The sequence below is a fragment of the Streptomyces sp. NPDC014864 genome, from assembly GCF_043081525.1.
GTDB lineage: Bacteria > Actinomycetota > Actinomycetes > Streptomycetales > Streptomycetaceae > Streptomyces.
The window spans coordinates 138,342-151,029 of the sequence record NZ_JBIBWT010000014.1; the positions used below are offsets into that span (position 1 = coordinate 138,342).

Sequence of the window (12,688 nt, forward strand, 5' to 3'; positions counted from 1 at the left end):
AGTTGAACATGTCCATACCAATCACGGGCCTGTTTCGCGGCGCCCCTCGCGGACCGCCCCTGCGGCCTCCGGCGCCCACTCCACCCGGGCCGCCCGCACCGAGAACACCTCCAGGCCGACCGGCGCCGTCTCCCGCGCCACCAACCGGGTCAGCGCACCCTCGGCAGCCTCCGCCGGGCCCCGCCCCGCCCCCGGCGGCTCCACCGGAACCCGGGCCAGCGCGACTTCCACACAGGCGCGCAGATACGTCTCGTGGTCGTCGACCCCGAGCACGGCCCGCGCGGTGTCCCGCACCCGCCACACCACGAGCACCGCCACCCGCAGCGCCAGACCGTCCGGGTCGGCGGCCGACATCGGCTCACTGCGCCAGTGCCGCAGCCGTACGTCCACCCGGCGACGTGACACCAGCGGGTTGACCCACAGCAGCCCGGTGCGCCGCACCGTCCCCCGGTAGCGGCCGAACAGGCCGAGCACCCAGGCCCGCCCGGCGCGCCCCCGGGCCAGCCCGGCGAAGCCGGCCAGTCCGAGCGCCCCGGCCCCGGCGCACGCGGCCCACTGCGACAGCCCCGGCCCGGCGCCCGATATGTCCGGCAGCGGCACCCCGGCGACGAGCAACGGCAGCACCCCGGCCCACCAGGAGGCGAGCGCACAGCCCGCGGTGCCGACGACCCCGGCGGCCACCCCCGCCGCCCCGGGCAGCACCCGCGCCGCGCGCTCCTCCAGTCCGGCCTCCACCTCCGGCACCACCCGCACCGCCCCGGCGCTCCGGTGCCGCAGCCGCGACGGCTCGCCCGTGCCCGGCCGGAGTGCCACGACCGCCGACCCGGGCGGCGCCGGAGCCGGGGCGGCCTCGTCACGGAACAGCAGGTGGACGGGGATCTCGGTGGTCACCTCGGTGCGGATGAGCCGGGCTGGGCGGCCGCCCTGGCCGTCCACGGGTCCCGGCTGCCCGCCGGACTCCGAGGGATCGGGGGTGGGGGACGTGGCCGTCGTACGCATACCTGCCTCCAGCCTCCGCGCCGGTCGGTTCAGGACAGTGGGCCGCCCACCGGGCGGGCGCCGGAGCCGGGGTGCGGCCGGCCCGTGGGTACGACGGGATGCGCGTCACCTCACCTCGGGGGACATGTCGGCAAACGGTGTACGAAGATCAGTGTCGCCAGCGCCCGCCGGACGCGCATGTCGACCGTCCGAACGACGTACGCGGGCGGCCCGTGGCCCACCCCGCCCGGGCCCGCCGCCGGGCCCGGGCGGCCGGTCGGGAGCACCTGCGCACGTCATGTAGAGTTAACGACGTCAGCAGGCGCCGCTAGCTCAGTTGGTTAGAGCAGCTGACTCTTAATCAGCGGGTCCGGGGTTCGAGTCCCTGGCGGCGCACGACGACGATGGCGAGCCACGTCCGCGAGCAGCGCGGATCGGCTCGCCATCGCTGTTTCCGCCCCCCGTCGCCTGGCCGGAACACCGCCTTCCCCCTGTTTTGGCCGGATACCCTCCCGCCATGGCAGCACGCGACCTCCAGGAGCGGATCAAGAAGCTGATCGTCGACCGCCGGCTGGCCTCCGGAGCCCCGCTGCCGACCGAACCCGAGCTGATGGAGTTCCTCGGGGCGAGCCGGAACTCGGTACGGGAGGCGCTCAAGGCGCTCCAGGCGATGGGCATCGTCGAGATCCGGCACGGCTTCGGCACCTACGTCGGCCCGATGTCGCTGGCCCCGATGGCCGAGGGGCTCGCCTTCCGCACGCTGGCCGCGCACCACCGGGGCGAGGACTCCCTGCGGCAACTCCTGGACCTGCGCGAGACGATGGAGACCGGGCTGGTCTCCCGGCTCGCCGGCCGGCTGCCCGGGGCGGACCTCGTTGAACTGGAGTCGCTCCTCATCCGTATGGAACAGGAGGCCGCCGACGGGGCGGTCCTCGCCGAGACCGACCGCGCCTTTCACGCCACCCTCTACCGAGGCCTGGACAACGTGCTGCTGAGCGAGGCCCTGGAGGCGTTCTGGGACGCCTTCCACCAGGTCCAGCGGGATCTGGCGGACGTGCCCCGGGACCCGCGGGTCACCTGCCGGCAGCACCGGGAGATCCTCGAGGCGGTCCGGTCCGGCGACTCCCTGCGGGCGGAGGAGGCGGTAAGGGACCACTTCGGCACCATCCGCTCCCGCCTGTCCGGTACCGGCCCACAGGTCACCCACTCGCGCCATAATGCGCTTGTATGACCGGTAAACTCCGAGTTTCGCATCTTGCGATCATGCTGGACACCGTAGAACCCTGGACGCCGAGCTGCCGCCCTCGCGCGGCACTTGGGGGGTAAGGGGCCGGTTGCCGGATCTACGGGGAAAAGGGGACCCGTGCGTCGATGGCTGCCGAGGGGGGCAACCATGCAACCGGATGGCCGCGGTCCTCAGTCCATGGGGTACGGACGAGGTGGTGCCTGCGGCCCACCACGCAGACGCCTGTGCCGGTCGAGGGGGACCTCAAGCAGGCGAACCAACCGAACGAACACGCGCTGAATCTTGCGTGTGGGGGGATGACTCATGAAGTCGACGCCGACCGGCGCCGGACACACTCACCATTCTTCACCGGCGGCCGCCGCCAGGCCGCCCGCGCAGCGCTCCGGTACCGCCACGGGCACCACCACGAGCACCACCACCGGAACCTTCCGGAGAATCAAGAGGACCCTGCCGAGATACGACTACGAGCACTACAGCCGCCTGGCAGGACCCCTCACCCAGCCCGACCCGGAGAAGCCGTACCGGGTGCAGTACCGGTCGCTGATCTCGCAGGAACCGCACCGGATACGGGTGGCGCTGATGCTGGCCGCCGCCCCCCTGCTGTCGCTGGTCCTGCTGGGCTGGCTGCTGCAACCGGAGCACTGGACCGAACGGGACTACCCGGCCCACGACTTCCTGCCCGCGCTCGACACCGTGATGCTGGTCTCGATCGGCCTGATCGAGTTCTTCCGCTGCATGAACGTGCTGTCGAACGCGCACGCGACCCTGGTCGCCCGTGACCCGGTGCCCGTGGTGCCGGAGACCGGCACGCGGGTCGCCTTCCTGACCTCCTTCGTGCCCGGCAAGGAACCGCTGGAGATGGTGACCAGAACCCTGGAGGCCGCCGTTCGGCTGCGCCACCGGGGCCTGCTGCACGTCTGGCTGCTCGACGAGGGCGACGACCCGGAGGTCAAGGAGGTCTGCGCCCGGCTCGGCGTCCACCACTTCTCCCGCAAGGGCGTCGCGCGGTGGAACCAGCCCAAGGGCCCGCACCGCGCCAGGACCAAGCACGGCAACTACAACGCCTGGCTGGCGGCGCACGGCGACGCGTACGACTTCTTCGCCTCCGTCGACACCGACCACGTCCCGCTGCCCAACTACCTGGAGCGGATGCTCGGCTACTTCCGCGACCCGGACGTCGGCTTCGTCATCGGCCCGCAGGTGTACGGCAACTACGACACCTTCGTCACCAAGGCCGCCGAGTCGCAGCAGTTCCTCTTCCACGCCCTCATCCAGCGCGCCGGCAACCGCTACGGCGCGCCGATGTTCGTCGGCACGTCGAACGCCGTACGCATCAAGGCGCTGAAGCAGATCGGCGGCCTGTACGACTCGATCACCGAGGACATGGCCACGGGCTTCGAGATGCACCGCGCGAAGAACCCGGCGACCGGCCGCAAATGGCGGTCGGTCTACACCCCGGACGTGCTCGCGGTCGGCGAGGGCCCGAACGCCTGGACGGACTTCTTCACCCAGCAACTGCGCTGGTCGCGCGGGACGTACGAGACGATCCTCAAGCAGTACTGGAAGGGCTTCGGCTCGATGCCGCCCGGCAAGCTCTTCAACTACACCATGATGATCATCTTCTATCCGATGTCGGCCCTCAACTGGATCCTGGCCGCGCTGAGCTGCGCGCTGTTCCTGGGCCTGGGCGCCTCCGGCGTCAACATCGACCCGACCGTGTGGCTGATGCTGTACGGCAACGCCTCCGCGCTCCAGATCGGCCTGTACATCTGGAACCGCCGGCACAACGTCTCCCCGCACGAGCCGGAGGGCTCCGGCGGGGTCGCCGGCATGGTGATGTCGGCGCTGTCGGCGCCGATCTACGCCCGGTCCCTGATGGACGCCGTGCTGCGCCGCAAGAGCACGTTCGTGGTGACCCCGAAGGGCGAGTCGGCCAGCCCCGACACCCTGTTCGGGACGTTCCGCGTCCACTGGTTCTTCATCCTGGTCTTCGGCGGCTCCCTCGTCGCCGGTTTCGCCCTCGGGCACTCCCACCCGGCGATGATCACCTGGGGGGTGTTCGCCCTGCTCATCACCGCGTCCCCGATCTTCGCCTGGCGGTGGACGCTGCGGCAGGAGCGCCGCGGGCGTGCGGCGGCCGCCGCCGCGCCGGAGCCGCGGGACGCCGTGCCGGCGTACGCGGCGCACCCGCCCGCGCCGGGAGCGCCGGTCTCCGCGGCGGCCCCGCCGTCGCCGCACCCCGCGCACCCTCCGCGGCCACGGCCCAGCTGGGCCGGGCCGGACGGTCCGCCGGGCCCACCCGCTCCGGACGCGCAGAGCGCGGCGGACGGGACGGCCGGGGAGGCCGGAGAGACGGGTACGGGCGGCCAGACCATGCAGATCGCCCTGGGTGGACCGGGGGGTCGTAAGGAATGAGGGACCAGGCCGGCCTCCGCCGCGCCCGTCGGCTCGGGATCGGCGCGGTGGTGGTCATCGCGCTGGCCGGGATGAACGGGCCGTGGCTGTACCGCTTCGGCACGGAGCGCTACCACCAGTACGTGATCAACAAGCCCGAGTACAAGGCCGCCAACGGCCACTGGGACATCGTCGAGTTCCCGAAGAAGTACCGTCAGGACACCATCCACGCCGTGCTGCTGCACACCGGGAAGGTCCTGCTGGTCGCGGGCTCGGGCAACAACCAGGACAACTTCGACGCCAAGAGGTTCGACAGCCGGATCTGGGACCCGGTCAAGGGCACCGTCAAGAAGGTGCCCACGCCGAAGGACCTGTTCTGCACCGGCCACACCCAGCTCGCCAACGGCAACATCCTGATCGCCGGCGGCACCAAGCGGTACGAGAAGCTGAAGGGCGACGTCACCAAGGCGGGCGGCCTGATGATCGTCCACAACGAGAACCCGGACAAGCCGGTCACGCTCCCCGCTGGCACCCGGTTCACCGGCAAGGCGAACGGCAGGACCTTCGTCTCCAAGGACCCCGTCCTCGTGCCGCGCGCGAAGAAGGTCTTCGACCGGGGCACCGGCAGGTTCCTGCGCAACGACCCGGGCCTGGGCCGCATCTACGTCGAGGCGCAGCGCAGCGGCAGCCGGTACGAGACCGGCACCCAGGACAACTACCGCATCCAGGGGCTGACCGGCGTGGACGCCCGCAACACCTACGGCATCGCGCAGAAGCTCGCCCTGGACAAGAAGGACTTCCAGGGGATCCGGGACGCCTACGAGTTCGACCCGGTCGCCGAGAAGTACATCAAGGTCGACCCGATGAACGAGGCCCGCTGGTATCCGACGCTCACCACCCTGAGCGACGGGCGGATCCTCAGCGTCTCCGGCCTCGACGACATCGGGCAGCTCGTCCCGGGCAAGAACGAGATCTTCGACCCGACGACCCGGAAGTGGGCGTACACCCCGAAGATCCGTCAGTTCCCGACCTACCCGGCGCTGTTCCTGCTGCAGAACGGCAAGCTGTTCTACTCGGGCTCCAACGCGGGCTACGGTCCGGACGACGTGGGCCGCGAGCCGGGCGTCTGGGACGTGGCCAGCAACCGGTTCACCAGGCTGCCCGGTCTCAGCGACGCGAACATGATGGAGACCTCCGGCACGGTCCTGCTGCCTCCGGCGCAGGACGAGCGGTTCCTGGTGATCGGCGGCGGCGGGGTCGGCGAGTCCAGGCTGTCCAGCCGCAGGACGCGGGTCGTCGACCTGAAGGCGAGGAACCCGCACTTCGTGGACGGGCCGTCCCTGGAGAAGGGCACCCGCTATCCGCAGTCCTCGATCCTGCCGGACGACTCGGTGCTGGTCTCCGGCGGCTCGGAGGACTACCGGGGCCGCGGCGACTCCAACATCCACCAGGCGCGTCTGTACGACCCGGCGGCCAACACCTTCAAGCGGGTCGCCGACCCGCTGGTGGGACGCAACTACCACTCGGGCTCGATCCTGCTGCCCGACGGCCGGGTGATGTTCTTCGGCTCCGACTCGCTCTACGGCGACAGGGCCAACACCAAGCCGGGCACCTTCGAGCAGCGCATCGAGATCTACACGCCGCCCTACCTGTACCGCGGCGCGCGCCCCTCCCTGGCGGGCGGCCCGCGGACCATCGCGCGCGGCGCGTCCGGGACCTTCACCTCGCGGCACGCGTCGGCCGTCAGGAAGGTGCGGATGATCCGCCCGAGCGCCTCCACCCACGTCACGGACGTCGACCAGCGCTCGATCGCGCTGGACTTCAAGACCTCCGGCGACCGGATCACGGTGACGGTGCCGAAGAACCGGAACCTGGTGCAGTCGGGCTGGTACATGCTGTTCGTGGACGACGACCAGGGGACACCCAGCAAGGCGCAGTGGGTCAGGGTGCCCTAGAAACGCCTTCACGTCACCGGGGGCGCCCTCCGCGGCGGAGGGCGCCCCCGGTGACGTACGGAGAACCGCCGGTCCGGAGAACTACCGGGTGGCCTCGGCCAGTTCGAGCGCGTAGTCGGCCCACCAGTTCCCCGCCTTCGGGCCGCCCTTGCAGGTGCCGTCGGACTCGCCGGGACGCTTGACCCACAGGTAGGCGTCGACCAGCGGGTCGTCCGTCCTGATCGTCGGCGGCTCGCCCAGCGCCCGGCCGGGCGGGTTGCACCAGCGCTCGCCCGGATCACCGGCGGTGTACGGGCCGTTGCCGTTGCGGCTGGTGTCGACGACGAAGTGCTTGCCGCCGATCTTGGCGGACAGCCGCTTGCCGTAGGCGATGGATTCCTCGGTGGAGTAGAAGTTGGAGACGTTGACCGCGAAGCCGTCGGCCCGGTCGACGCCGGCCCGGCGCAGCGGCTGGAAGATCTGGTCGGGGTGGCCCCAGCCGGCGTTGCCCGCGTCCAGGTAGACCTTGGTGTTCCTCAGCGACTTCAGCTTGCCGATCGCGCCCTTGAGGAGGTCGTAGCGCTCCTCCTGGTACTGGGCCGGGGTGCAGCCGTCCACCAGGTGCAGCACGGCGTCCGGCTCCAGGATCACGGTCGCGGCTCGGTCCCCGACGCCCCGGGCCACACCGTCGACCCAGGCCCGGTAGGCGTCGCCGTCGGCGGCACCGCCCTGCGAGTACTGGCCGCAGTCGCGGTGCGGGATGTCGTACAGGACGAGCAGCGCGGTGCGGCCCGCCCGGTCGGCGGCCTCGGTGAAGCCGCGCGCCTCCGCCTCGGGGTTCTCCGGGCCGATCCACTCCCCCGTCGGCTGCGCGGCGATCTTCCGGATCTGCTCGGCGTCCGCCTTCCGGCCCGCCTTGACGTGGGCGGCGACCTGACGGGCCGCGTTGCTGTCCGGGTTGACCCAGAACGGGTCCGCCTCCCGGGGCTGCTGGGTGATCGTGGCGCCCGCGCCCCTGCCGCCGTCCTTCTCGCCCCCGCCCTCCGAAGAACACCCCGCGACCAGCAGCGCCACCCCCAGCACCGTCGCGGACGCCCGTACCCCCGCCGAAGGAGCGCACGAGAAGGCCCCCCTCATGCCGTACATCCCACTCCCCCTTGGTGCAGTCGGCCAAGTCACCATGCTGACACAGCCGGTGCGGCGACGGCGGGGTCCTGGGCAACGCAGCGCCACCGGGCTGGAATCTACGGCAACTCACCTCTGGGCCACGGCTGTTCACACGTTCTGGAGTCGTGCCACACGGTCCCGGCCCACCGCCGGGGCGCACCGCCCGCGCAGGAGGCCCGAAGCCTTCCGCGCCGGTCGCGCCGGGTCACTCCCGCAGCCCGTGCGCGACGCGGTCGAGGACCGGCCCGGCCGGCGGCTCCAGCGGGAGCGGGTCGCCGACCGGGCCGGGCGGCCTCAGCGAACGGTCCCGGTGAGGTACGCCGACACCACCACGTCCGCGGCACAGCCGCCGTCCGCGCGGCCGGAGGCTCCCGCGCAGGTGATCAGCCGCAGCTCGGCGCGGTCCGACCGGTGGGGGGTGGGAGCCTGTGGGGGGTGTGCGGGCCGGGAATGGGGGGCGGGGCCGGACTCCCGGGCGGATTGGGGGGCGGGGTTCAGGTCGGGCTCGGGGGCGGGGTCGGGCTTGAGGACGGGGCCGGGGGCAGGGCCGGGGTCGCGGGTGAGCACCTTGACGTCCTCGACGGTGAAGGCGGCGGCCCGTCCGTCGTCGCGGAGCACACGGACCGTCTCGCCGGCGCGCAGCGCGCCGAGCCGGGCGAACACGGCGGGCCGGGTCCCGGTGCCGGCGCGCCCCACCAGGAGCGCTGTCCCGGGCGTCCCCGGCCGCACACCGGCGCCGTACCAGCCCACGAGGCCGGGCCGGTCGGCGGGCGGCGGCTCGACGGCGCCCCGACCGTCCAGGCCGCGGGCCACCACAGGCGCCCGCACGCCGAGGTCGGGAATGTCGAGGGCCTGCGGCAGGGCGCCCTCGAGCGGCGCGGCGGCAGGTGGCAGGAGGTCGTCCTGCGGGGGGCGGCCGACCGCGGCCATGTCCCCGATGGCCGGTCCCGTCGACTGCGGCCGCGCGTCGGTCAGATCGCGTCCCCACAGCCACAGCCCGAGCAGCAGCACCACCCAGGCCAGGCCCGCCAGGAGCCGGCCGGTGGCGAGGGAGCGCTCACCGTCGGACACCGTGCTCGCCTCCTTCGTCCGTCCCCCGGCGACGGTCCACCGGACGGCTTTCCCCGCCCCGGGAGGATCCGCGAGCCCGGGGCAGGAAGGCGACGGCGGCACCGGCGGCACCGGCGAGGACCAGCCCGGTCACCGCCTGTGCCGCACCGGGACCGGCGGGGCCGAGACGCCCGGAGGCGCCGTCCCTGGACGCGGGCACGCTCACCGAGGCGGCGGCCGGCGAGGCCGCCGGCGCCGGGGACAACGCGGCGGCCACCAGAGCCCCCGTACAGAGAGTGACGTGCAGTGAACCCATCGTGAGACCTCCGGGATCCAGCAGACCCCCGGGGGCCGGGCCCCGCATCCGCAGCGACGGCCGCGCTGCTCCATGCGGGTGAACACAGGTTTGAGCGGCCGGTCAGACCCGCTCGACGAGATCGGCGATGGAGTCGACGACCATGGAGGGCCGGTACGGGTAGCGGTCGACCTCCTCCGGCCGCGTGACACCGGTCAGCACCAGGAAGGTCCGCATCCCGGCCTCCAGACCCGCGAGCACATCGGTGTCCATCCGGTCGCCGATCATGGCGGAGGTCTCCGAGTGCGCGCCGATCGCGTTCAGCCCGGCCCGCATCATCAGCGGGTTGGGCTTGCCCACGAAGTACGGCTTCTTGCCCGTGGCCGCCGTGATCAGGGCCGCGACCGAGCCGGTGGCGGGCATCGCGCCCTCGGCCGAGGGGCCGACGTTGTCCGGGTTGGTGGCGATGAACCGGGCCCCGTCGTTGATCAGACGTACGGCCTTCGTCATGGCCTCGAAGGAGTACGTCCGGGTCTCGCCGAGGATCACGAAGTCGGGCTCGTGGTCGGTCAGGATGTACCCGATCTCGTGCAGCGCGGTGGTCAGGCCCGCCTCGCCTATGACGTACGCGCTGCCGCCCGGCCGCTGGTCGTCCAGGAACTGGGCCGTGGCCAGGGCCGAGGTCCAGATGTTCTCCACCGGCACCTCCAGGCCCATCCGCCGCAGCCGGGCGTGCAGGTCGCGCTGGGTGTAGATGGAGTTGTTGGTGAGGACGAGGAACGGCCTGCCGGACTCACGAAGCTTCTTCAGAAAGGCGTCGGCGCCGGGGATCGGCACACCCTCGTGGATCAGGACGCCGTCCATGTCGGTGAGCCACGACTCGATGGGCTTGCGGTCTGCCATGTGCGGGATCTCCTGCCGTACGCGGGGCCAGCGTGGCCCCAGCCTAGCCAGTGGCCGATTCTTGCCGGAACGGTCCGTCTCCGGTGCCCCGCATTCCGCTCTCCACGCACCTCAGGACCCGCGGCCCCGGTGCCTCCGGTCGGTGGCTCTGGCCTGCGGATCAGCGGCGTCTCCAGGTCAGCACCACCGTGCCGCCGGCCGCGAGCAGCAGCGCCGTCGCCGTGATCACGCCGAGCGGGGTGTCGAGGCCCGTGCCGGCCAGCTCGTCGGCGAACGGCAGCCCGCCGTCCGAGGCGGAGGGGGCCGGGGACGGCGGAGTGCCGGTGCCGGTGCTGGAGCCGGCCGTGGGCCGGGGGCGGGCCGCGGGGTCGGAGGCCCCGGTCGCGTGGTGGGTCTTGGTCGCCTGAGGAGCCGTACTCGTGTCGGGACGCGCCGTGGAGCCGGGGTCCTTGGCCGGCGGCTCACTGGCCGCGTCCTCGGCCGGGGCGCCGTGCACGCGGAAGCGGTAGTCGTTGGACTGCCCCACCCAGTCCCCGTCGTCCTCGTGCCGCTGCACGACGGCGGCCTTGGCGGTGACGTCGTTGGCCACGGCGTCGGAGGTGAGCGCCAGCCGTACCTTCACGGTGACGGTCCGGCGCGGCTCGACGGTGAAGCCCGGGAGCCCCGCGTCGAAGGGGCCGACGAGTTCGTCCTGGTCGGTGGCCGAGAAGCGCACGGGGTGCGGGCGGCCGGCGTCGTAGAACTCCAGCCGGGGCTGGCCGGCCTTGAGCGCGTGCCGGGAGTCGACCAGCACCAGCACCGGGTGGATGGCGGCACAGGTGCGGTCGGTGGTGTTGGTGAGGTCGAGCAGGAAGGTGCCGTACCCACCACCGGCCTCATAGGTGCCGGGACCGCCGTGGATGCGGGTCGTGATCGGGAAGCTGCGGTCGTCCGGCCCGGCGCAGGTGGGACGCGCGTCGGCGTGGGCCGGCCCGGACAGGAGGACGGCGGCTGCGGCAAGGCAGGGGGACAATAATGTGCACAGTCGCATGAACACATGACCGTCCCGGAGGAAGTCGGCGGGCGGCGGAGCCACTCCGGACACAGGCCCCCAACGGCGGTACGGATCCACCCGACCGGCCGCGCCTGGACCCGGGTGATCCGTGGCGGGACGGAATCAGGGATCGGCCGGTGCTGGAGCGCTCTGGCCCCGGTCGGGGATCAGGCGGACTCGCCCGTCTCCGGCCACCTTCGTCAGCCCTCGCCCCGGCCGAACAGCGGTGCGAGCAGGAGCTGGGCCGCGCCCTCCGCAACCCCTCGCGTGCCGCCGGGGGCGATCCGCACGGGAACGGCCCCGCCGGGCACCCCCTCGCGCCGGGCCCGCGCTGCGAGCACCGCGCCCACGCCGGCGACGAAGGCCTCCGGGGCGGCGGCGACCGTACGGCCGCCGAGCAGCACCAGGTCGATGTCGAGCAGCCCCACGAGATTGGCCGCCCCGGCGCCGAGCACCCGCGCCGCCTCCGCCGTCCGCCCGCGCTCCACGGCCGCCAGGCACAGCGCCTCGATGCAGCCGCGGTCGCCGCAGCCGCACGGCGGCCCGTCCAGCTGGATGACCTGGTGGCCGAACTCCCCCGCCCCGGTCCGCGCCCCCCGGTGCACGCTCCCGCCGATCACCAGCCCTGCGCCGAGTCCCGTGCCGAGGTGGAGATAAGCGAACGCCCCGCCCTCCCCGGCGACGGCGAGTCCCAGCGCCGCCGCGTTGGTGTCCTTGTCGACGACGACCGGCACCCCGAGCCGCCGGGCGAGCGCCTCCCGCAACGGAAAGCCGTCCCACTCCGGGAACCCGGTCACCCGGTGCAGCACTCCCCGCACATGGTCGAGCGGACCGGGCAGCGCCACCCCGACGCCGAGCAGGGTCCCGACCCGGGCGAGGGGCGCCGCGCCGACCGCCTCCGGGGACTGGGACCCGGCCCCTCCCGTCAACGCCTCGCCCCCCGGCCCGTCGGCGGCCGCCTGCCCGGTCACCGGCATCGCGGGCGGGGGCCCCTCGACCGCCGCCTGCCCGGCCGGCCCGGCAACCACCTGCCCGGCCGCCGTCCGCTCGACCGCCCCCTGCTCGACCGTCACCCGCTCGGTCGCCGTCCGCCCAGCCGCCGTCGCTCCGGCCACCGGCACTCCGGACGGCGGCCCCTCGGCGCCCCGGGGCCACCCTCCTCCCCCCGCCACCCGGGCCACCAGGCCCTCAACCTCCCGCGCCACGGTCTCCACCACGGCTTCCGCCCCCGTCCCCGCCTCCAGATCCAGCGGGCGGCGCCGCTCCCCGACCACCGCGCCGTTCAGATCGACCAGCACCGCGCGCATCTCGTCCCGGTCGACGTGCACGCCCACCGCGTGCCCCGCCTCCGGCACCAGCCGCAGCACCGTGCGTGGCTTGCCCCCGGTGGAGGCGCGCCGTCCCGCCTCCGCCGCGAGCCCCTCCTCCCGCAGCCGCGCGGTGATCTTGCTGACCGCCTGCGGGGTCAGCCCCGTCCGCTCGGCGAGCTCCAGCCGGCTGATCCCGTCCGGCCCGGCGGCCCGCAGCAGATCGAGCACCAGCGCGGTGTTGTGGCTGCGCAGCGCCAGCAGATTCACCCCCGCGGTCGCTCCCCTCATCGCCGCCACCGTGCCGCTCCAGCCCGCCACCGCGCCACCCTTCTCGCTGCTCACTCCTCCATTGTCGCCCGCGCTTGCACTTTGGCAACA

Annotated in this window: 9 protein-coding genes and 1 tRNA gene; 4 read left to right on the top strand and 6 right to left on the bottom strand. The window is 73.2% G+C overall.

The window, feature by feature from the left end; translation table 11 throughout:
- Positions 1-21: 21 nt before the first annotated feature.
- The gene (locus tag ACF1A5_RS24480; protein WP_392195004.1) at positions 22-999 is read right to left on the bottom strand and encodes an SPFH domain-containing protein; all 978 of its coding nucleotides are present in this window, start codon (positions 997-999) and stop codon (positions 22-24) included.
- Positions 1,000-1,300: 301 nt separating this feature from the next.
- On the opposite strand from ACF1A5_RS24480, the gene ACF1A5_RS24485 reads away from it, so the two are divergent.
- From ACF1A5_RS24485 to ACF1A5_RS24500, 4 genes are all read left to right on the top strand, one after another.
- Positions 1,301-1,374, top strand: a tRNA-Lys gene (locus ACF1A5_RS24485).
- Between the two features lie 121 nt (positions 1,375-1,495).
- Positions 1,496-2,209, top strand: a complete 714-nt coding sequence (locus ACF1A5_RS24490; protein WP_392195005.1) for a FadR/GntR family transcriptional regulator — start codon at positions 1,496-1,498, stop codon at positions 2,207-2,209.
- A gap of 318 nt (positions 2,210-2,527) precedes the next feature.
- Positions 2,528-4,639, top strand: a complete 2,112-nt coding sequence (locus ACF1A5_RS24495) for a glycosyltransferase family 2 protein (protein WP_392195006.1) — start codon at positions 2,528-2,530, stop codon at positions 4,637-4,639.
- Positions 4,636-6,573, top strand: coding sequence for a galactose oxidase-like domain-containing protein (locus ACF1A5_RS24500; RefSeq protein WP_392195007.1), 1,938 nt, complete (start codon positions 4,636-4,638; stop codon positions 6,571-6,573). The genes ACF1A5_RS24495 and ACF1A5_RS24500 overlap by 4 nt, the downstream gene beginning before the upstream one ends.
- An 81-nt stretch (positions 6,574-6,654) precedes the next feature.
- On the opposite strand, the gene ACF1A5_RS24505 is transcribed toward ACF1A5_RS24500, so the two are convergent.
- The 5 genes from ACF1A5_RS24505 to ACF1A5_RS24525 form a co-directional block, all read right to left on the bottom strand.
- The gene (locus ACF1A5_RS24505) at positions 6,655-7,698 is read right to left on the bottom strand and encodes a glycoside hydrolase family 6 protein (protein WP_392195008.1); all 1,044 of its coding nucleotides are present in this window, start codon (positions 7,696-7,698) and stop codon (positions 6,655-6,657) included.
- 315 nt (positions 7,699-8,013) lie between these two features.
- Positions 8,014-8,790, bottom strand: coding sequence for a sortase domain-bontaining protein (locus ACF1A5_RS24510; protein ID WP_392195009.1), 777 nt, complete (start codon positions 8,788-8,790; stop codon positions 8,014-8,016).
- A gap of 397 nt (positions 8,791-9,187) precedes the next feature.
- A complete protein-coding gene (locus ACF1A5_RS24515; protein WP_392195010.1) occupies positions 9,188-9,967 on the bottom strand; it encodes an HAD-IIA family hydrolase in 780 nt (259 codons plus the stop codon).
- Between the two features lie 160 nt (positions 9,968-10,127).
- The gene (locus ACF1A5_RS24520; RefSeq protein WP_392195069.1) at positions 10,128-10,997 is read right to left on the bottom strand and encodes a hypothetical protein; all 870 of its coding nucleotides are present in this window, start codon (positions 10,995-10,997) and stop codon (positions 10,128-10,130) included.
- Between the two features lie 203 nt (positions 10,998-11,200).
- Positions 11,201-12,598: an ROK family protein gene (locus tag ACF1A5_RS24525; RefSeq protein ID WP_392195070.1), complete on the bottom strand. Its 1,398-nt coding sequence runs from the start codon at positions 12,596-12,598 to the stop codon at positions 11,201-11,203.
- Between the last annotated feature and the right edge of the window lie 90 nt (positions 12,599-12,688).